Source organism: Parathalassolituus penaei (assembly GCF_026626885.1).
In the GTDB taxonomy this organism is placed as follows: domain Bacteria; phylum Pseudomonadota; class Gammaproteobacteria; order Pseudomonadales; family Oceanobacteraceae; genus Oceanobacter; species Oceanobacter penaei.
In genome coordinates this window covers 135,262-154,720 of record NZ_JAPNOA010000028.1, presented here as the reverse complement: position 1 = coordinate 154,720, position 19,459 = coordinate 135,262, and the positions used below count along the sequence as shown (strand labels likewise).

At 54.7% G+C, this 19,459-nt stretch carries 19 protein-coding genes and 1 tRNA gene; 6 read left to right on the top strand and 14 right to left on the bottom strand.

Going from position 1 to position 19,459, the window contains the following annotated elements:
* Positions 1 to 4 precede the first annotated feature (4 nt).
* Positions 5 to 1,306, top strand: coding sequence for a phosphate regulon sensor histidine kinase PhoR (gene phoR, locus OUO13_RS11000; RefSeq protein WP_283173936.1), 1,302 nt, complete (start codon positions 5 to 7; stop codon positions 1,304 to 1,306).
* Here the strand turns inward: phoR and OUO13_RS10995 are convergent.
* Together OUO13_RS10995 and cysZ are read right to left on the bottom strand one after the other, a co-directional pair.
* Positions 1,284 to 2,183, bottom strand: a complete 900-nt coding sequence (locus OUO13_RS10995) for a response regulator (protein ID WP_283173935.1) — start codon at positions 2,181 to 2,183, stop codon at positions 1,284 to 1,286. The two genes, phoR and OUO13_RS10995, sit on opposite strands and share 23 nt — an antisense overlap.
* Positions 2,184 to 2,285: 102 nt before the next feature.
* Positions 2,286 to 3,005 carry a sulfate transporter CysZ gene (gene cysZ / locus OUO13_RS10990; RefSeq protein ID WP_283173934.1) on the bottom strand — a complete coding sequence of 240 codons (720 nt, stop codon included), beginning with the start codon at positions 3,003 to 3,005 and terminating at the stop codon, positions 2,286 to 2,288.
* 80 nt (positions 3,006 to 3,085) lie between these two features.
* Here cysZ and trmH point away from each other — a divergent pair, with 80 nt between their 5' ends.
* Entirely contained in the window at positions 3,086 to 3,787 is a 702-nt protein-coding gene (gene trmH, locus OUO13_RS10985; RefSeq protein WP_283173933.1) for a tRNA (guanosine(18)-2'-O)-methyltransferase TrmH, read from the top strand.
* A gap of 303 nt (positions 3,788 to 4,090) precedes the next feature.
* Here trmH and OUO13_RS10980 read toward each other — a convergent pair whose 3' ends face one another.
* From OUO13_RS10980 to OUO13_RS10945, 8 genes are all read right to left on the bottom strand, one after another.
* Positions 4,091 to 4,237, bottom strand: a complete 147-nt coding sequence (locus OUO13_RS10980) for a hypothetical protein (RefSeq protein WP_283173932.1) — start codon at positions 4,235 to 4,237, stop codon at positions 4,091 to 4,093.
* 1,239 nt (positions 4,238 to 5,476) lie between these two features.
* Complete coding sequence (locus OUO13_RS10975; protein ID WP_283173931.1) at positions 5,477 to 5,791, bottom strand: DUF3392 family protein; 315 nt, start codon at positions 5,789 to 5,791, stop codon at positions 5,477 to 5,479.
* 470 nt (positions 5,792 to 6,261) lie between these two features.
* Positions 6,262 to 6,337: transfer RNA gene (locus OUO13_RS10970), tRNA-Thr, on the bottom strand.
* Positions 6,338 to 6,408: 71 nt separating this feature from the next.
* Entirely contained in the window at positions 6,409 to 7,137 is a 729-nt protein-coding gene (phoU, locus tag OUO13_RS10965; RefSeq protein WP_283173930.1) for a phosphate signaling complex protein PhoU, read from the bottom strand.
* A 16-nt stretch (positions 7,138 to 7,153) separates the two neighbouring features.
* Positions 7,154 to 7,957: a phosphate ABC transporter ATP-binding protein PstB gene (gene pstB, locus OUO13_RS10960; RefSeq protein WP_283173929.1), complete on the bottom strand. Its 804-nt coding sequence runs from the start codon at positions 7,955 to 7,957 to the stop codon at positions 7,154 to 7,156.
* 51 nt (positions 7,958 to 8,008) lie between these two features.
* The gene (pstA, locus tag OUO13_RS10955; protein ID WP_283173928.1) at positions 8,009 to 9,286 is read right to left on the bottom strand and encodes a phosphate ABC transporter permease PstA; all 1,278 of its coding nucleotides are present in this window, start codon (positions 9,284 to 9,286) and stop codon (positions 8,009 to 8,011) included.
* Positions 9,279 to 10,652 carry a phosphate ABC transporter permease subunit PstC gene (pstC, locus tag OUO13_RS10950; RefSeq protein ID WP_283173927.1) on the bottom strand — a complete coding sequence of 458 codons (1,374 nt, stop codon included), beginning with the start codon at positions 10,650 to 10,652 and terminating at the stop codon, positions 9,279 to 9,281. Before pstC ends, pstA begins: the two co-directional genes overlap by 8 nt.
* Positions 10,653 to 10,771: 119 nt before the next feature.
* Positions 10,772 to 11,809 carry a substrate-binding domain-containing protein gene (locus OUO13_RS10945; protein WP_283173926.1) on the bottom strand — a complete coding sequence of 346 codons (1,038 nt, stop codon included), beginning with the start codon at positions 11,807 to 11,809 and terminating at the stop codon, positions 10,772 to 10,774.
* A 303-nt stretch (positions 11,810 to 12,112) separates the two neighbouring features.
* Between OUO13_RS10945 and OUO13_RS10940 the strand changes: the two genes are divergently transcribed.
* Positions 12,113 to 12,514 carry an acyl-CoA thioesterase gene (locus OUO13_RS10940; RefSeq protein ID WP_283173925.1) on the top strand — a complete coding sequence of 134 codons (402 nt, stop codon included), beginning with the start codon at positions 12,113 to 12,115 and terminating at the stop codon, positions 12,512 to 12,514.
* A gap of 18 nt (positions 12,515 to 12,532) precedes the next feature.
* Here the strand turns inward: OUO13_RS10940 and uvrD are convergent, their stop codons facing one another.
* Complete coding sequence (gene uvrD, locus OUO13_RS10935) at positions 12,533 to 14,725, bottom strand: DNA helicase II (RefSeq protein WP_283173924.1); 2,193 nt, start codon at positions 14,723 to 14,725, stop codon at positions 12,533 to 12,535.
* 113 nt (positions 14,726 to 14,838) lie between these two features.
* Here uvrD and OUO13_RS10930 point away from each other — a divergent pair, with 113 nt between their 5' ends.
* A complete protein-coding gene (locus OUO13_RS10930) occupies positions 14,839 to 15,738 on the top strand; it encodes a MurR/RpiR family transcriptional regulator (RefSeq protein ID WP_283173923.1) in 900 nt (299 codons plus the stop codon).
* 70 nt (positions 15,739 to 15,808) lie between these two features.
* A complete protein-coding gene (locus tag OUO13_RS10925) occupies positions 15,809 to 16,000 on the top strand; it encodes a PA3496 family putative envelope integrity protein (protein ID WP_283173922.1) in 192 nt (63 codons plus the stop codon).
* Between the two features lie 108 nt (positions 16,001 to 16,108).
* Here OUO13_RS10925 and OUO13_RS10920 read toward each other — a convergent pair whose 3' ends face one another.
* From OUO13_RS10920 to OUO13_RS10910, 3 genes are all read right to left on the bottom strand, one after another.
* On the bottom strand, positions 16,109 to 17,377 hold the full coding sequence (locus OUO13_RS10920; protein ID WP_283173921.1) for an ammonium transporter: 1,269 nt from the start codon (positions 17,375 to 17,377) through the stop codon (positions 16,109 to 16,111).
* Between the two features lie 50 nt (positions 17,378 to 17,427).
* Positions 17,428 to 17,766 carry a P-II family nitrogen regulator gene (glnK, locus tag OUO13_RS10915; RefSeq protein WP_283173920.1) on the bottom strand — a complete coding sequence of 113 codons (339 nt, stop codon included), beginning with the start codon at positions 17,764 to 17,766 and terminating at the stop codon, positions 17,428 to 17,430.
* Positions 17,767 to 17,838: 72 nt separating this feature from the next.
* Positions 17,839 to 18,510 (bottom strand): TorF family putative porin, encoded by a 672-nt coding sequence (locus OUO13_RS10910; protein WP_283173919.1) that lies wholly within the window; start codon positions 18,508 to 18,510, stop codon positions 17,839 to 17,841.
* 315 nt (positions 18,511 to 18,825) lie between these two features.
* Here OUO13_RS10910 and OUO13_RS10905 point away from each other — a divergent pair, with 315 nt between their 5' ends.
* Positions 18,826 to 19,101 carry an accessory factor UbiK family protein gene (locus OUO13_RS10905; protein ID WP_283173918.1) on the top strand — a complete coding sequence of 92 codons (276 nt, stop codon included), beginning with the start codon at positions 18,826 to 18,828 and terminating at the stop codon, positions 19,099 to 19,101.
* The last annotated feature ends 358 nt before the right edge of the window (positions 19,102 to 19,459 follow it).

The following is a 19,459-nucleotide window of genomic DNA, read 5'->3' as shown; positions in this document are numbered from 1 at the left end:
ACACATGTATCCCGTCTGGCGCAGTGAACTGCGCCGTTTTGTTCTGATTACCATTGCTGGCACAGGCCTCGGATATTATCTGGGGCATCCCATTGAAGCACTGATACTGCTCCTGGTCGCCGGCAACGGCTGGCACATCCTCCACCTCGCACGAATGCAACGCTGGTTCGACCAGGAACAGGTTAACCGTCTGCCACACGCCATGGGCGCCTGGGGCAAGCTGTTCAGCGATGCCCAGCGCCGTCACCAGCAAAACATCAAAAGCCAGCAACAGCTGCAAAGCATCATCAACCGCATTCAGGATTCCACCGCTGCACTGCAGGATGCTGTACTGATGGTCGACTCCAACGGTGCTCTCGAATTCTGGAACGAAGCGGCACAGGGCTATCTTGGCCTGCGCACACCGGTGGATATTGGCCAGCCCATCACCAACCTGATCCGTAATCCGGAATTCAAGAATTACTTCGACAAGGCCCAGTATCAGGAACCGCTGGTGATTACCTCCCCGGCGAATCCGCACATGTTCCTGCAGTTCAATATCACCCTGTTCGGCCGCAAGGATCGGTTGATCATGGTGCATGACGTGACCCGTCTGAAACACCTTGAACAGATGCGCAAGGACTTCGTCGCCAACGTCAGCCATGAACTGCGCACGCCGCTGACCGTGTTGTCGGGATATATCGAAACCATGCAAATGGGCGCTGATGCACTGCCACCACGCTGGAAACGCATGCTGCAGCAAATGTATGAACAGAGCCACCGGATGGGCAATATCATCAAGGACCTGCTGATTCTGTCGCGCCTCGAAAACACCCATAACGACAAACCGAAGCGGGTACAGATATCCGAACTGCTGACCGCCATTCATAACGATGCCGTCGCACTCAGCGGCGGTCGCCACAAGATAGAGCTGCAGATTGACAGCGACAAGGACATCAGCGGTTTCTATAACGAATTACGCAGTGCGTTCTCGAATCTGGTGTTTAACGCCGTCAAGTACACACCGGAAGGTGGAAAAGTGGTGATTCGCTGGTACATGAGCCAGGATCACGGCTGCTTCAGTGTTGAAGACAACGGTATTGGCATTGCGCCACACCATATTCCGCGTCTGACCGAACGTTTTTATCGGGTCGACCCAAGCCGTAACGCCGAAACCGGCGGCACCGGTCTCGGACTGGCCATCGTCAAACACGTACTGGGCCATCACCAGGCCGAGTTACGCATCACCAGCGCGACCGGCAAAGGCAGTACATTCCTGTGCGATTTCCCGGCCCGTTGCCTGCTTAACGCCCCATCCGCGCAATAAAACGCGACAGGGTTTCGAGCTTGTCCGGATCATCATCCACATAACGGATGCGGATCTGGATAGTCTCGGCATCCGGATGTGGCTCCTGTGCCTGCATCATGCGTACAAAGCCGTTTACCCGCGCCACCGAGTCTTTCGCAGGGTCCAGCACGTCTACGACCACCTGTTCCAGCAACTGTGGCACCAGATCTTCGCGACGGAAAATGCCGATCAGCTCCTGCAGGTTCATATCCTTGATCACCAGAGCGGTTTCCAGGCCCGACGCGAAACGTACGGTCGCCTGTGCCATGGTGCGTCCTCCCGACGCAGCCGGAGCCCTGGCGGGAGCCGTTTTCTTCAGTAATGGTGGGGCCGCCGCGGCCATATCAACCGACTGTACCCGTGGAGCCGGGCGTGCCTGAGCGGCACCCGCCGCTCCCATCAGTACCGATGCACCACTGCGATCACCGGCAATCGCAGCCGGGCCTGCCTCGGCACCGGTTGGTGGTTTGATTTTCAGATGTCGATAGACCAGCTTGGTGAGTTTGGTCACAAGCGCATCGCGGGTAAAAGGCTTGCCGATATAGTCGCTGACACCAGCCTCTACCGCAGCGACTACGTGATCACGATCACCCCGACTGGTGATCATCATAAAAGGAGTCTTGCTATAACGAACGTCAGAGCGCATCCACTGCAGCACTTCCAGACCTGACATCTCCGGCATTTCCCAGTCACATAACACCACGTCGACCTGATGGCTGTTCATCTGGCTGACCGCCTTGCGGCCATTAACAGCCTCCAGCAACTCACAGCCCGGATACACGCTGCGCACGGCCTTTTTCACCAGATCGCGGATAAACGCTGCATCATCAACCAGCAGGAAAGTCAGCTCTGCCATGTAAACCCTCGCCTCAATGGTCAGGATGGTCCGGAACCGGGCCTGAGCTATCAGCCTAGTCCAGTCCCGACCATCATGCCCGCCAGCACGCACTGGCGGCCGCTATTGCGGCAGGGCTTTTTCGCGTCGTTGCTCCAGCGCCCACAAGCTGCCGCCAATCACCGCAGCCGGAGGCACAAAACAATTCAGAATCGGCACCAGCATCAGCACCGATACCACTGCGCCAAAACCAACGGCGGCCCAACGGTCCCTGGCCAGTTGCTGACGACTGTCCGGGAACGATACACCGAGGTTATCCAGACTGTAGTCGCGGTACTGCAACGCCAGCGTCCAGCTACCGAACACAAACCACAGAAACGGCATCAACAGGTTCAGCAACGGAATAAACGACAACACCAGCAACAGCAGATAACGCGGTATAAAATAGAGGATCTTCTTCCATTCACGCTGAAAGGTGCGGCCAACCAGATGCCACAGTGGTTCATCCGCCGCAACAACGCCCTGACGTTGCTCTATCTCCCCCGCCAGCAAGCCATAAAACGGACTGGCAATGGCCACCAGAAGCACACTGAAGAAATATCCGAATACCACTATGACCAGCAACACCAGCAGCGGCACCACCAGCCAGGATGCCCAGCTTAACCAGCCCTGTTCAAATCCCTGCCAGTTGGCAAACCAGCCCTGTATCAGGCGCACGGCGATTACCAGCAAGGCCATATTCATCAGCACCGGCACCCAGACGTAACGACGAATGCCTTTCTGATTCAAAAGCCCCAGCCCCTGAAAAAAATACCCTGCACCTTTAAAAAATCGATCGAACATAGAGAATCCTGAACAACCTCCTGAAAGCTTCTACTACAATACCGGCCTTTCTTATTCCAACACGACAAGAGATACCGCTCATGACACCCGAGCGTCTGGAACGTATTACCAGCACCCTCAACAAGCGCCAGCCGGATCTGACCGTAGTGATGGATCAGCTCTACAAGGCTCACAACCTGTCGGCCATTGCCCGTACCTGTGACGCCTTTGCCATCCAGGACGTTCACTACATTTCGCCAGAATCCGAATATCGCCTCAAATCAGCATCCGCTGCAGGCTCCGACAGCTGGGTAACGGTGAACAGTCACCCGGATACCCCAACCGCCATCCAGCATCTGAAAGACAGCGGCTTCCGCGTCTGTGCCGCCCACCTGAGCGACAGCGCTATAGATTACCGCGACTACGATTTTACCCAACCAACAGCACTGCTGCTGGGCGCGGAATGGGAAGGTATCAGTCAGGAAGCATCCGACCTTGCCGACCAGCATCTGATCATCCCTATGTGTGGTATGGTACAGTCGTTAAACGTATCGGTAGCAGCGGCCATTATCCTGTCAGAAGCACTACGCCAGCGTCAGCGTGCAGGCATGCTCGATCAGCCACGTTTGCCAGAAGAACGTCGCCAGCAACTGTTTTTTGAATGGTGCCAGCCGACCGTGACCAAGCTCTGCCGCAAATACAACCTCGCCTATCCTGCGATCAGCGAGGGCGGTGAACTGCTCGATCCACAGGCATTTTCGCGCCAGATCAATGGTCGCAGCAGCGTCCGCAAGCTCCCCTGACAGACAGTCTCCCTCGCCCTTGTAAGACATCTCTTACAAGGGCATACGAAATCTCGTGTTATCACCTCTGGTTAATCTCCTTTTTATACCAAGAAAAATAGCAACCATTTGATTTATATAGGTTTTATTTTTCTCATCTCTGTTTTTGGCGACTTCAGTGCTGACGCCATCCCCCCACAAATACTTACATTCAGGTAAAGTGAACACACATCAGGACGATGACTTGTCAGGACGACAAGACCAGAAGGAATGATTGTGATGGCCAGGCTGGTCAGCAATCGGGCAGGAGCGTCAGGACGACGATCAGGAGGCAGGAGCCACACGGATCGTACAGGGATGATCGGCAATCGGAATGCCACAGGAGAGGAACACCGACGGGAAGTCGGCGGCAGGGATAGCAAGGCTGCGCAGGATGCACAGCCGACCAGGAGCGGTCAGCCAGGCAGGCACAGGAATCTCAGGGACGACCAGGACGATGTCACAGGAGTGACCAGGACGGTAGCCAGGAGGCAGATTCAGGGATGATGTGCAGTGTCACAGGAGTGACACACAGGGATGAGAGGATGCAGAGACTCACACGACAGGATGTCGATTGGCAAGGTAGCCAGAAGGGATAAACAAGGACTTCATAATCGAAGGATACAGCCAGGAAGGCTGATCGAAACGCCACGGATGACACAGGAAACGGACAGCAAGGGATATTTGTTAAAGGACTAACCACGGAAGATCACTGAAATCTCCCGGTTTCAGCGTACTGCGGCGGCTCGGACAGGATGTACAGCCGCCTTATTTCTTTTCAGAGTCGGCATTTTTGCGCTCACATTCTTCCCCTCCAGCTGATCAACTCCGAAACTCCGGTGTCGGATGAATACCGCATTTGTGGTTTAATCCTCCCGCGGGCAAACCGTTACAGAAATCAGCGTCTCACAAGCGCAAATCGTCCAACAATCCTGCCGTAAGACTTTTCTCCCGATCCTTGTAAGACATGTCTTACAAGCAACTGCGAAATATCGGCATATCACCTCAAAATCCTCGCCTGTTTTACCACCAAAAAACATAAGCCATTGTTTTTAAACAGTTTAATAAATTCATTGCATTACGTTAACAAGTATTCCGGTTGGTAACAGCCCTTTTTCATCGATTTACTTTGGTAAAGTTATCTCATCAGGACGATAACTTCCCCGGACGGGGAGGCCAGATGGAATGATTGTGATGGTCAGGGTGATCAATAATCGGACAGGAGCGTTACGGATAACGATCAGGAGGCAGGAGCCGCACGGATCGCCAGGGATGATCGGCAACCGGAATGCCACAGGAGAGGAACACCGACGGGAAGTCGGCGGCAGGGATAGCAAGGCTGCGCAGGATGCACAGCCGACCAGGAGAGGTCAGCAAGGAAGACGCTTCAGGAATGAAGCAAGGTGTCACAGGAGTGACACACGGGAATGAGAGGATGACAGGGATAGCAAACGACAGGATGTCGACTGGCAGGATCGCCAGAATGGATACGCAAGGACTTCAGAATTGAAGGAGTCAGCCAGGGAGGCTGATCGAAATGCCACGGATGACATTGGCGAAGGACGCCAAGGGAATTTCTTCAAAGGATTGACCATGGATGATGCTTGGAATCCGGATGATTCCAGGGTGCTGCGGCGGCTCGGACAGGATGTACCAGCCGCCTTAATTTTTTCAGCGCCGGTTAAAACGCTCCGCCATTATCCCCAGCAACACAAATCCCCCCACCACCAGAATCACATACAGATTCGCTGGCTGATGACTCAGAAATCGGGCCACAAACGGCACTACCCACACCGTTAATGCGCCATACCCGAACGTACACAGCGCAATAAACACCAGAATCCGTACCACCACCATCTGCCTTCGAACCAGATTGCGTACAAAGCCGTTGATGCTGTCGCCATAGATCACCAGCAGGGTTGCTACCCATGCCAGGGCAATATCGCTGTTAAACGGGCGTAAGAAGCCTGCAAGAGTCTGCCACATACTATCGGTTGTTGCTCCCATTTACCCTGCACGATCCTCGATGCATGCAGATTGAGCCCTGAATGCTAGGGACACTCTGAATAACTCTGCACAGCTCTGCGCGAGCGCTGCAGCGCGTGTGAGCAAGGCGACGAACGCAGCGAAATGACAAGTCCTTTTCAAGTTCGTCAACACCGCTCAAATGCGCTGCAGCCCGCGCCCTTCGGGGCTTTCGGGATGGCGATGACTCGGTGTCGCCGGTTTTTGACGTAGCCCGCTATGCCATCAAACCGGCTTCGTGATTCATCGCCATCCCGATAAGCCAGAGCGGGCACCGAGTTATTCAGAGGGTCCCTAGCAAACAGCCGATGTAAAACCGGTAGCAGAAAGATGGAACCTGTTGACAGACTGGCGGCAAAACGTCATGAAAAAACGATGCCCTGAAACGACAAAAGGCCCGTAGATTGCTCTACGGGCCTTTTGTACTTATCTGGTGCCGGCACAAGGAATCGAACCCTGGACCTACTGATTACAAGTCAGTTGCTCTACCAACTGAGCTATACCGGCTTTGATGGGCGCTAATTCTATAGATCAAAGCGATCAAGGTCAACCGCTTTTTTCAGAAAACGCCCACAAAATCAGTCTTCAGCGGCGTTATCCGGATGTGCACGCTCTTCCATTTCAGTCAGGGAAGAGTGACGCACGTCGGCACCACTTACCACGTAAATAACCTGTTCGGAAATGTTACGGGCATGGTCACCGATACGCTCAATTGCGCGCAAGATCCACAGGATGTTGATCGCCTGGCCAATGGAACGTGGGTCTTCCATCATGTAAGTAATCAGTTCGCGCAGGGCGGCTGAGTACTGCTGGTCGACCAGCTTGTCATGACGAACCACGTCAATCGCGCCATCCACGTCGTGACGGGCAAAGGCATCCAGAGCACCGGAGATCATCTTGCAGACTTCCGCACCCATGTAACGGATCGCTTGCTGGCAAAAACCGGAGTTGGCGCTGCCACCGATCTCCAGCGCGTGGAAAGCGATCTTCTGGGCTTCGTCACCAATACGCTCGAGGTCACGCACCACGCGGGATACGGCCAGAACCATACGCAGGTCCGAAGCGGCTGGCTGACGACGCACCAGAATCTGGGTGCATTCACGATCAATCGCCACTTCCATACGATCCACGTCGTCTTCGCGACGAATGATTTCGTCAGCCGGACTGGTATCACCGGAGGTGATGGCTTCAATGGCGTTGGCTACCTGCCGTTCAACCAGCCCGCCCATGGCCATCATATGGCTGCGAATGGCTTCCAGATCGGTATTGAACTGGCCGGAGATGTGCTGGCTGAAGTTCATTTCCATACATGTACCTCCAAAATTAGCCGAAGCGGCCAGTGATATAGGCCTCAGTCAGGGAATGCTGAGGGGTCGTGAAGACCAGATCCGTCGGGTTTACTTCGATCAGCTGACCCATGTGGAAGTAAGCGGTGCGTTGAGAAACACGCGCGGCTTGCTGCATGGAGTGCGTCACGATAGCAATAGTATAGTTCTCGCGCAGCTCATCGATCAGTTCTTCGATCTTGGCGGTTGCGATCGGGTCAAGTGCCGAGCACGGTTCGTCCATCAGGATCACTTCCGGATCCACAGCGATGGTACGAGCGATACACAGACGCTGCTGCTGACCACCGGACAAACCGGTGCCTGGCGCATGCAGACGATCTTTCACTTCGTTCCACAGACCAGCACGCTTGAGACTGTTTTCCACAATCTCATGCAATTCATCACGGTGTTCAACCAGACCGTGAATACGTGGGCCATACGCCACATTGTCAAAAATCGATTTCGGGAACGGGTTCGGTTTCTGGAACACCATGCCCACGCGAGCGCGCAGCGGCACCACGTCGACTTTTGAGCCATAAATATCGTCATCGTCCAGCAGGATTTGACCATCCACGCGGCAGATTTCGATGGTGTCGTTCATGCGATTCAGACAACGCAGGAACGTGGACTTGCCACAGCCGGACGGGCCGATCAGGGCAATAACTTCATTGGCACCGATGTCGAGGCTAACGTCATAAATGGCCTGTTTCTCGCCATAAAATACGTTGACGTTACGTGCTTTCAACTTCGGACTGTCACTGAAGGGCAAACCGTCAGTCTTGTGGTCTTTGATAATCGGCATCAGAAGCTCCCGATATTCCTGTCTCAGACACTGGCCAGAGCCAGAATACTTTTACCAACGTCGCTCAAGGCGACGACGCAGCCAAACAGCGGCGGTGTTCATAACGATCAGGAATGCCAGCAAAACGATAATGGCACCTGAGGTTCTCTCTGTAAACGCACGTTCCGGGCTGTCGGACCACAGAAAAATCTGTACTGGCAGCACGGTCGCCGGGTCACTGATGAAGTTCGGAACATCGACCACAAACGCGATCATACCTACCATCAGCAGTGGTGCGGTTTCACCCAGCGCCTGCGCCATACCGATGATAGTACCGGTCAGCATGCCTGGCAGAGCCAGAGGCAGAACGTGGTGGAACACCATCTGCATACGGGATGCACCCAGACCCAACGCGGCTTCACGAATCGACGGCGGCACCGCCTTGATCGCGGCACGGCCGGAAATAATGATGGTTGGCAGGGTCATCAGGGTCAGCACCAGACCACCCACCAGAGGGGTCGAACGGGCCACACCAAACAGACCGATAAAAATCGCCAGACCCAGCAGACCAAACGTAATACTCGGTACAGCTGCGAGGTTGTTGATGTTGATTTCCACAATCTCGGTCATACGGTTACGTGGCGCAAACTCTTCCAGATAAATCGCCGCCGCCACACCAATCGGGAACGACAGCAGGAAGGTTACCAGCATGGTAAGCAGGGAACCGGCTATCGCACCACGAATACCCGCCAGCTCAGGCTCACGGGAATCACCATTCACAAAGAAGGTGGTGTTAAAGCGAGTGTGCAATGAACCATCGGCAATCCAGCTTTCCAGCCACTTGATCTGGTTATCCTTGAGACGACCAGGCTGACCGATATCACGATCATGCTTGTACCACTGGTCAACGTCGTCATCCATGATGATTTCCAGACGCAGGTGATCTCCAATCACATCGGTGTTGGCCAGCACGGCATCACGAATCTGCCATGGCGCGCCGACACTGACGAGCGTCCCTGCCAGGCGACGATCGTCACGGCTGGTGGCGCCAGCTTTTTCCCGCATGAAATTCTTCAGCAGGGTTTCATAATCAGCCGCCGAGATCTCAGCCTCGCTGGACTGACGGGAAATCCCCAGGGCATCGCCATCAATGTGAAGGTTTACTTCCAGCACGGTCTGACGGAAGGTCGACAGGCCCTGACCAAGAATATTGGAAAACAGAACCACCAGGCACAGCAGGCCAAACGCAATCGACATCACACCGTAGGCGCGGAAGCGCATTTCGGCACGACGCCGACGCGTCATACTACGTTCAACCTTGGCGCGGGTTGTCAGTTGTTGATCAGTCATATTGCTCCCGGTACTTCTGTACCACTTTCAAGGCAACAAAGTTCAGACTCAGGGTTACAAGGAACAGCACCAGACCAAGGGCAAACGCCGCCAGGGTTTTTGGTGAATCGAATTCCTGGTCGCCCACCAGCAGGGTTACGATCTGGACGGTTACCGTGGTGACGCTGTCCAGCGGGTTAGCGGTGAGGTTGGCGGCCAGACCGGCAGCCATCGCTACAATCATGGTTTCACCAATCGCACGGGAAACCGCCAGCATGATGGCGCCGACGATACCAGGCAAAGCAGCCGGCAGTACCACCTGCCATACAGTTTCACTGCGAGTGCCACCCAGGCCATAACTGCCATCACGCAGGGACTGTGGAACCGCGTTGATCACGTCATCCGACAGCGATGACACAAATGGAATAATCATTACGCCCATGACCAGGCCGGCGGCCAGCGCACTTTCCGAGGACACTTCCAGGCCCATGCCTGCACCGGACTCACGGATAAATGGTGCAACACTCAGAGCCGCAAAGAAGCCGTACACCACAGTCGGGATACCAGCCAGGATTTCCAGAGCTGGCTTGGCGAACTGACGTACGCGGTAGTGTGCATACTCAGACAGATAAATGGCGGACATCAGACCAACCGGCACAGCAATCAGCATGGCGATCAGGGAAATCAGCAAGGTGCCGGTGAACAGCGGGATAGCACCAAAACTGCCAGAAGAGCCGGATTGGTCCGGGCGCAGGGCAATCTGTGGTGACCAGCTGGTACCAAACAGGAATTCAATCGGACTGATCTTGCCGAAGAACTGCCAGGATTCGAACACAACACTGGACAGAATACCGACAGTTGTCAGTACGGCGATGGCGGAGCTGCAGAACAGCATGCCGCGAATAATGCCTTCCACCTCGGTACGCGCACGCAGGTCCGGGTGAATACGACGCCAGACGATGGCCATACCCGCCAGCGCCAGTGCCAGTACGATACCACTGCTCAGCAGCAGAGTACGCTCTTGCAGATCCAGCAGATGTTGCACCGCCGGCATCAGCAGTGGGTCTTCCGCTACCTGGGCACCATTGGCGAGGTTATGTACCTTGCTCAAGGCCAGGTGGATGGCAGTACCACCCTGTTGTTGGGTTTCCGCTGGCAGCTTGTTAATCAGGAGATTATCAACCACCGGGCCCTCAACCAGGGACCACAGCAATAACAGAACCAGACCAGGCAAGGCAGTCCAGAGAGCAACCAGCGAGCCGTAGTGCTCGGGCAGGGAGTTCAGTTTGCTACCTTCAGCAGCAGTGGTTCGCGCCCGTTGTTTGCCGAGCCAATAGGCCACTACAAACAGCAGGGATACGACAATCAGCAAGACGCCATGGGTCATAGTTCCGGCCTGATAAAACGTTTTTTGTGGGACTCACTTAAACGCAAACCGCAGACATGGATCTGCGGCTTGCAATTGACTGTCAGATTACCCGGACTTCCGTGACCGGGATCGGTACATTACATACCGATGGTCTGCAGAGCCTTGGTAGAAGCTTCTACCTTGGCACGGTCCGCTTCAGTCAGCGGGATCATGCCTTTGTCGGCCAGATAGCCTTCTTCACCCATTGCTTTTGCAGAGGTGAATTCAGCCAGGTATTCCTGGATACCAGGGATTACGCCAACGTGAGCTTTTTTGACGTAGAAATACAGGGAACGGCTAACCGGGTATTCAGCAGCAACGATCGCATCGAAGGTTGGTTCAACGCCGTTGATCTTGGAGCCTTGTACCTTGTCAGCATTCTGTTCCAGGAAGCTGTAACCGAAGATACCGAAAGATTCTGGATCAGCACCCAGCTTTTGAACGATCAGGTTGTCGTTTTCGCCAGCTTCGATGTAAGCGCCGTCTTCACGAACGCCCATACATACGGCTTTGAATTTTTCTTCGTTGGTTGCTTTCATTTCCTTGATCATTGGGATCTGAGAGCAGCCGCCTTCCATCGCCAGTTCAGCAAACGCGTCACGGGTACCGGAAGTTGGTGGTGGGCCCATTACCTTGATGGCAACGTTTGGCAGAGCCGGGTTAACGTCTTTCCAGGTTTTGTATGGGTTTTCGATCAGGGATTTGCCATCAGCAGATGGAACAACCTTGGCCAGAGCCAGGAAGATGTCCTTCACGCTCAGCTCCATACGTGGAGAAGATGCAGCGTTGGCCAGCACGATACCGTCGTAACCGATGGTTACTTCAACGATTTCTTTCACGCCGTTGGAAGCACACAGTTGCTTCTCGGAATCCTTGATTGGACGGGAAGCGTTGGTGATGTCTGGAGTTGCTTCGCCTACACCGGAGCAGAACAGTTTCAGACCGCCGCCAGTACCAGTAGACTCAACTTTAGGAGTCTTGAAACCGGAAGCCTTGCCAAAACGCTCAGCTACAACGGTAGAGAACGGATATACAGTGGAAGAGCCTACGATGCTGATGTAGCTACGCTCAGCAGAAGCAACGGAACTTACGGCAGAAGCCAGCAGCACAACACCAGCGGCGACAATGTGTTTCATACAGTTACCCTAATCAGGAAATTCAGTAAACAAACTCCGTTGAATAACAGCACCTGAACGAAACATGGGATGCTGCAAATCAACTGACTCGCAGCCTTTTTATTGCAGTAATGTTTCAGTTTCATGACGGCGGCGCAATTCTGCCATAATTTTCTTTTTGAGGCCCCCGTTGCGCGAAATTTATCTCGCCCGACAAGGTTGACGATTAACGAACACATGGTCACAAATCCCAAAACGCTGGTGTTGTCAACGAGCAAAAAGCAGTAAACTGCGACCAAATAATTCAAACAAGGTCTGACCTGTATGCGAGCCAAATCGAAAGATGATTGCGAGCCGTCGCCCGAAGGGGAGTTGACGTTACGATTGATCCCCACGCGGGGCGAATCAAACATCCATGGTGATATCAGCGGTGGCTGGGTTGTGGCCCAGATGGATCATGCTGCTGAAACCGTTGCCGCCCGCGTGGCCCAGGGCCGTATTGCCAACGTGGCACTGGAATCCGTGGTGTTCATGTCCCCGATTCGCATTGGCGCCGCCGTATGTTTCTACACTCGTCTGCTGGAAATCGGCTCCTCATCTATTCGCATTGCGATTGAGGTCTGGACCCAGAACCCCAACGAACACGAACGCCGCAAGGTAGTTGATGCCGTATTTGTGTACGTGGCTATCGACGATAACGGTCGAATCCGCCGGGTGCCACGTTGATGGGTCACTGATGCCGGATCAGAAGTACTGGTCCGGTGTTGTGAGTTTGGCGTAAGCCGCTACCAGCCATTTGCTGCCGGCGTCATCAAAATTGACCTGAATTCGCAGCCCGTTGCCCTGCCCCTCGTATTGCAGCACCGTGCCCTCCCCGAACATCTCGTGAAATACCCGCTGGCCCAGCGCAAACGGCCAGGTCTGGTCCACAATCGGTTTTCCTGACATTGATGTCATCTTTGGCTTTTCACGCGCTGACAACGGCAAGGTGACGCTATTGCGCAGACGTACCTCGTCGACCAGATCGGTCGGAATTTCACGAATAAACCGCGATGGTGTGGCAAAACTTTCCTGACCGTACAAACGGCGACTTTCCGCCAACGTCATAATCAGCTGTTCCATGGCACGAGTGATACCCACGTAGGCCAGACGACGCTCTTCTTCGAGGCCATCGGCATCGTCCATCGACATCTTGTGCGGGAACAGACCTTCTTCCATGCCACACACCACTACCTGCGGGAACTCAAGGCCCTTGGCAGAGTGCAGGGTCATCATCTGCACGGCATCTTCGTATTCATCGGCCTGGCCATCACCGGCATCCAGCGCGGCACGATCGAGAAACTGTGCCAGCGGACTACCGTCTTCGTTATCCTCGCTGGCAAAACTGCGGGCAGCGTTGACCAGTTCTTCAAGGTTTTCGACCCGGGCCTGACCTTTTTCGCCCTTTTCCTTGCGATGGAATTCAATCAGGCCACTCTGGTGAATAACATGCTCAACCAGAGTATGTAACTCGGCTTCTTCAGCACCCACCGCCAATTCATCAACCAGATCGAGGAAGGACGCCACCGCCCCACCGGCACGTTTGGGCAGCAAATCCCGATCCACCACGTCGCGGGCGGCCTGCCACAGGGAGTAGCCCTGATCACGGGCAAAACTGCGCAGAATATCGAGGGTTTTTTCACCAATGGCTCGGGCCGGAACGTTGATCACCCGCTCCATGGCGGCATCGTCATTACGGTTCAGCAACAGCCGCAGATAGGCTGTGGCGTTCTTGATTTCCAAACGCTCATAAAAGCGCTGGCCACCATAGATGTGATACGGGATACCGGCTCGCAACATGGCTTCTTCAAGGGTGCGAGACTGGGCATTGGAACGGTACAACACCGCCATCTCGCGACGTTCACGGCCCTTGCGGTGCCATTTATCGACCAGATCGGCGATGTAACGGGCTTCGTCCTGCTCGTTAAAGGCACGGTACAGAAGAATTTTGCTGCCAGGCTCACCGTCGGTGCGTAATTCCTTGCCCAGACGGCCCTGGTTGTTGGCAATCACCGCGTTGGCGGCTGCCAGAATATTGCCGGTCGAACGATAGTTCTGTTCCAGCTTGATCAGTTCGGCACCGGGAAAGTCCTGCTGGAAAGCGCGGATGTTGCCGATGTTGGCACCCCGCCAGCCGTAAATGGACTGATCGTCATCGCCAACGGCCATCACGGATACCGAGTTGCCAGCGAGCAACCGGATCCAGGCGTACTGGATGTTGTTGGTGTCCTGGAACTCATCCACCAGAATATTGCGGAAGCGCTGCTGGTAATGCGCCAGCAGCTCCGGATTGTGCAGCCACAACTCATGGGCGCGCAGCAGAATCTCGCCAAAATCGACCATACCGTTCTGCTGGCAGTTGTCCTCATACCACTGGTAGAGCTGCTGCAGGGTCGCCATAAACGGGTCTGCGGATGGAATCACATGGGCCGCCCGTCGACCTTCGTCCTTCTGGGCGTTGATGAACCACTGCACCTGTTTCGGCGGGAAACGGCTGTCGTCGATGTTGTTGTCTTTCATCAGACGCTTGATCAGCCGCTGCTGGTCGTCGCTGTCGAGCACCTGAAAGTGCTGCGGCAAGCGCGCTTCGCGCCAGTGCTGCTTCAGCAAACGGTGCGCCAGACCATGGAACGTACCAACCCACATACCATTGGCGGGTACTTCCAGAATCTGTTCCAGACGGCCTTTCATTTCGCGCGCGGCCTTGTTGGTGAAGGTCACCGCCATCACCGCAAAAGGTGAGACGTTTTCTACCTTCAGAAGCCAGGCGATACGATGCACCAGCACCCGGGTTTTGCCCGAGCCGGCGCCAGCCAGTACCAGTTGGTGAGGAGATGACGCTGCCACCGCGTTGCGTTGGCCGTCGTTGAGCTGATCGAGGATGAGTGAAATGTCCATGCAGGCAGTTTATCAGATTCACCGGACCACGGGAGAGCATAGATTTGCAGCGACGCCTGCTACGGTTGCCTCTATAATCTTTTCCTGAAATTCATGTATACGGATGTATTGTTGTGCCAAACAGTCCGATTCTGTCCGAGATCGCCGCCGCTATCCCTAGCCTCCGCAAGTCCGAAGTCAAGGTAGCTGAGTACGTGCTGAGCTCACCCCAACAGGTTATGCATATGCGGATCGTCGATCTGGCTCAGGAGGCCCAGGTCAGCGAGCCTACCATCGTGCGTTTCTGCCGGGCGATTGGCTGTAACAGCTTTCAGGAGTTCAAGGTTCGCATCGCCCAGGAAATGGCTATTGCTAATAATATTGGCCAGTTCGCCATTGCCGATGACGACCACATTGAAGACATCTGCTCAAAAATTGCCGATACCACCATCCAGCGCCTGCATCAGGTGAAATCCCAGCTGCGGCCCACCCAGGTGGGTGAGGCAGCAACCGCCCTGAGCCGCGCGACCCGCGTCGAGTTTTACGGTTTTGGAGCCTCCGGTGCGGTTGCCACCGATGCCCAGCACAAATTTTTTCGCCTGCAGGTTGCAACGGCGGCCTACAGTGACCCCCACATGCAAGCCATGTCAGCGGTAACACTGGGGCCGGACGATGTGGTGGTGGCGATCTCCCAGAGTGGTCGAACCAAGGATCTGCTGCATTCGATTGCGCTGGCCCAGCAGCACGGCGCCCAGGTAGTCAGCCTGGCTCCGGCCAATACGCCGGTCAGTCTGGCGGCAGACCTGCCGATTCATATCAACATTGAAGAAGACACCGAGCAATTCACGCCCATGACGTCACGGATTGCCCACCTGATGATCATCGATATGCTGGCGGTTGCCGTAACTCAGCGCCGCGGTCCGGAATTCGCCCGTCACCTCAATGCCATCAAGCGCAGCATCAAACAGTTACGTCTCGAACAAGGCAGTGAATTTGTCGGCTATCCACCGCGTAACGGTGAAGCACCTCACTGAGCTGTCACACACCTGCAACAGCACTCTGGCAAGCTCCGGTCAGACACTGGCCTGACTGGAGCTTGCTGACATGAATACCGAATTCAATCGCGCGATTGCCGATCTTACTGCTACCGCCACCGGCATTACCGGTGCAGCCACTGACTCCCGCAGTGTCAGTCAGCGCAAGCTGGCCGCTCGCCGGGCTGTTGAAGAACATCTGGAACGCAAACGCATGCGTAACCTGCTGGGTGATGACGTCGCACTCTACGACAAACCGTAATGCAGCGCAGTTAACCTGCCAGCGCAGGTTGCAAACCCTGTAATAGACCAATAAAAAAAGACCGGCAATTGCCGGTCTTTTTTGTGTCAGGATCGAATCCCGCTGAACTCAGCTCTTGGAGGTGAACTCAGGGTAAGCTTCCATACCACATTCGGAGATGTCGACACCTTCGTATTCAACTTCTTCGGATACACGCAGACCCATCACAGCCTTCAGGACCAGCCATACGACGAAGGAAGCAGCGAATACCCATACGAAGATCGCCAGACCACCAGCCAACTGGCCGAAGAAAGTAGTACCTTCAGCAGTAAATGGAACCACCATCAGGCCCAGGAAACCAGACACACCGTGTACGGAAACCGCACCAACCGGGTCATCGATCTTGGCTTTGTCCAGGCTCAGGATGGAGATCACAACCAGTACACCAGCCACAGCACCAATGATGGTAGCAACCAGTGGAGTTGGGGTATCTGGGCTTGCAGTGATAGCAACCAGACCAGCCAGAGCGCCGTTCAGAGCCATGGTCAGGTCAGCTTTGCGGAACAGGGCGAAAGCCATGATCATCGCGCCAATCAGACCGCCGGAAGCAGCCGCGTTGGTGTTCATGAATACCACAGCAACAGAGTGAGCACTGGCGATATCGCCCAGTTTCAGAACGGAACCGCCGTTGAAGCCGAACCAGCCCATCCACAGGATGAAGGTACCCAGGGTAGCCAGTGGCAGGTTAGCACCAGGGATAGCGCGGATTTCACCGTTAGGGCCGTATTTGCCTTTACGAGCGCCCAGCAACAGTACACCAGCCAGAGCAGCAGCAGCACCTGCCAGGTGAACGATGCCTGAACCAGCGAAGTCCTTGAAGCCAAAGCTGTCGTCCAGGTTGATACCAAACAGACCTTCAGCACCCCAGGTCCAGCTGCCTTCAACCGGGTAAATCACACCCGTCATAACCACGGCAAACGCCAGGAAAGCCCACAGGGTCATACGCTCGGCAACTGCACCGGAAACGATGGACATGGCAGTTGCAACGAACACAACCTGGAAGAAGAAGTCAGAAGCGCCGGAGTAGATGGAACCACCCTGGAAGCCGCCGTCACGAGCAGCAAAATCAGACAGAACAGATGCAGTATCGATCTCGGTGATACCGCTCAGGAAGATACCACCGCCGTACATGATGGAGTAACCACACACCAGGTACATGGTACAGGCCACTGCGAACAGGGCGATGTTTTTGGTCAGAATTTCGGTGGTGTTCTTGGCACGCACCAGACCAGCTTCGAGCATGGCGAAACCAGCCGCCATCCACATAACCAGAGCGCCACACACCAGGAAATAAAAGGTGTCCATGGCGTATTGCAATTCGTATACGTTATTTTCCATTCCAAGCCCCCCGCATCAGGCTTAAAAATACAGTGTTACAGAATCAGGAATCAGAGTGCGTCAGCGCCGGTTTCACCGGTGCGGATGCGAACTACCTGTTCCAGAGAAGTTACGAAAATTTTGCCATCGCCGATCTTGCCGGTGTTGGCAGCCTTGGTGATGGCTTCGATAACCTTGTCAGTCAGATCGCCGGCCACGGCCACTTCAATCTTGACCTTAGGCAGGAAATCCACCACGTATTCAGCGCCACGGTACAGCTCGGTGTGACCTTTTTGACGGCCGAATCCTTTTACCTCGGTCACGGTGATACCCTGAACGCCGATTTCGGACAGAGCTTCACGCACGTCGTCCAACTTGAACGGCTTTACTACTGCAGTGATGAGTTTCATGGAAAACTCCTTACTAAAGTGCTTATGGGAGATTAAATGGCCCGTGCGGGGGCACGGACCATTGTATGCCTTTTACAGCTCGATAGGCAGGCTGTAGCCCACTACGAAGCGACCGGATTTATCCAGACCGCCATCTTCAAAATCGACAGACTGGTCAACAATCTTGCTATAGGTGAAAGTCAGGTTGTCGTTATAGGCGTAGCTCAGGTCGATGTGGGTGTATTCGTTTTCCACATCAGAGGTGTTACCGATGGCAACGCCAACTGGATCGAAGTCCAGAGACACCAGGGTGTACAGGCCATCTACGTCAGAATCGCTGGACTTGTAAAATTTCACGCCAGCCAGGTCGTAGGAGAAGCCCAGGTAGAATTCGGCAGCATCATCGAACTCATCAGCAGCAGATTCACTGTAGATGTAGGTTACGTAACCCAGGTCGTAGCCAAAACCTTCCACTTCGTTGGCGAAACCAACATACAGGTCAGTTTCGGTACCCAGAGCCGCATCGCCTGAGCCAGCCCAAACGCCAGCGTACAGACCAGACTCGTGAGCGTAATCCAGGGAACCGGAGAACGCTGGGGCACCAGAAGTGCCGCTCAGGTTCTGGCCGCGCCACAGGTATTCGGTAGCCACAGAAGCGGTAGCAGATACTTCAGCGTTAACAGACTGAACTGCAGCCAGGCCGGCAGTCAGAGCACTGGCCAGAACGATCGCTTGGGACAGTTTTTTCATCGTTTTTTCCTTCATCGGTTAGCGAAGCTAGACTTTCTTGTCCGGAGTCATATAACCCTGGGAAGGGCTTATGCACCGTTTTAATTCTGTGAAAGTCCCTTAGCATCCTGCGTGCCAACTCTGAAAACCCCGCATTTACGGGCTTTGCTGCTAGAATCGCAGCCTTTGGTGTCTTGCCACCCGACCCAGGCAGCTCAGAAAAAGGGCGACACACAGGGGTGATGCACCATGAAAAGGCAAAAATAGCCAAAGACAGGTTCCAGGACGGTGCCATGCACCTTCTCGGGCTCTTATGCGGTGCAGAATGAAGCACCCAGAACGGAGAAAAGTATGAATCCGAAAGATCTGATCGGTCGTTTCCAGCAGATGCTGGATCAGCTGCCACTGGCAGACTTCAGCCAACCTGCCCGCCAGATGCTCACATCACGGCTCGGCCAACTGTTACAGGAAGCCAATCTGGTCTCACGGGAAGAGTTTGAAGCCCAGACGGAAGTACTGAATCGCACACGCCTGCGTCTCGAGGAGCTTGAACAGCGTCTGAATGCGCTGATCGATCACCAGGCTTCCTGCCCGGCAGCTCCCGAAGACCCAGCTGCGGAGAAATAAGGGGGGCCGACATCCGTTTCGGCTAGACTGAAACTGTTTGGAACCGGACGAACCCTCGAAACCGGCCCCATACCCTGATATTCGCAAGAAGCAGGCCAGCTTGCCGAGAGCTGGCTCGCACTCCTGACAATTCCGATAACGCCCCACCAGACCTGATTCTGTCAGACTTTTGCGGAACGCTTGTGCAGTAACAGGTCCGCAAAAATGCACCATGAACTACCAATACGCGTTCGATCTGCCCCACAAGAAGCCAACAACAGCGTACGGGCCTCGATGCTGTTTTTGGGGATATTACCCTGGCAGAAACATGGGCAACGCCGGAGCTGAACGATATTGCACCAGATTTGTGCAAACGTAT

Coding starts and splice junctions, on each gene's coding strand:
- pstC (WP_283173927.1), bottom strand. CDS start 10,652: ATGACCCATGGCGTCTTGCTGATTGTCGTATCCCTGCTGTTTGTAGTG.
- phoU (WP_283173930.1), bottom strand. CDS start 7,137: ATGGAAATGAACTTCAGCCAGCACATCTCCGGCCAGTTCAATACCGAT.
- OUO13_RS10995 (WP_283173935.1), bottom strand. CDS start 2,183: ATGGCAGAGCTGACTTTCCTGCTGGTTGATGATGCAGCGTTTATCCGC.
- pstA (WP_283173928.1), bottom strand. CDS start 9,286: ATGACTGATCAACAACTGACAACCCGCGCCAAGGTTGAACGTAGTATG.
- uvrD (WP_283173924.1), bottom strand. CDS start 14,725: ATGGACATTTCACTCATCCTCGATCAGCTCAACGACGGCCAACGCAAC.
- pstB (WP_283173929.1), bottom strand. CDS start 7,957: ATGCCGATTATCAAAGACCACAAGACTGACGGTTTGCCCTTCAGTGAC.
- trmH (WP_283173933.1), top strand. CDS start 3,086: ATGACACCCGAGCGTCTGGAACGTATTACCAGCACCCTCAACAAGCGC.
- OUO13_RS10905 (WP_283173918.1), top strand. CDS start 18,826: ATGAATCCGAAAGATCTGATCGGTCGTTTCCAGCAGATGCTGGATCAG.
- OUO13_RS10920 (WP_283173921.1), bottom strand. CDS start 17,377: ATGGAAAATAACGTATACGAATTGCAATACGCCATGGACACCTTTTAT.
- cysZ (WP_283173934.1), bottom strand. CDS start 3,005: ATGTTCGATCGATTTTTTAAAGGTGCAGGGTATTTTTTTCAGGGGCTG.
- glnK (WP_283173920.1), bottom strand. CDS start 17,766: ATGAAACTCATCACTGCAGTAGTAAAGCCGTTCAAGTTGGACGACGTG.
- OUO13_RS10910 (WP_283173919.1), bottom strand. CDS start 18,510: ATGAAGGAAAAAACGATGAAAAAACTGTCCCAAGCGATCGTTCTGGCC.
- OUO13_RS10975 (WP_283173931.1), bottom strand. CDS start 5,791: ATGTGGCAGACTCTTGCAGGCTTCTTACGCCCGTTTAACAGCGATATT.
- phoR (WP_283173936.1), top strand. CDS start 5: ATGTATCCCGTCTGGCGCAGTGAACTGCGCCGTTTTGTTCTGATTACC.
- OUO13_RS10925 (WP_283173922.1), top strand. CDS start 15,809: ATGAATACCGAATTCAATCGCGCGATTGCCGATCTTACTGCTACCGCC.
- OUO13_RS10945 (WP_283173926.1), bottom strand. CDS start 11,809: ATGAAACACATTGTCGCCGCTGGTGTTGTGCTGCTGGCTTCTGCCGTA.
- OUO13_RS10940 (WP_283173925.1), top strand. CDS start 12,113: ATGCGAGCCAAATCGAAAGATGATTGCGAGCCGTCGCCCGAAGGGGAG.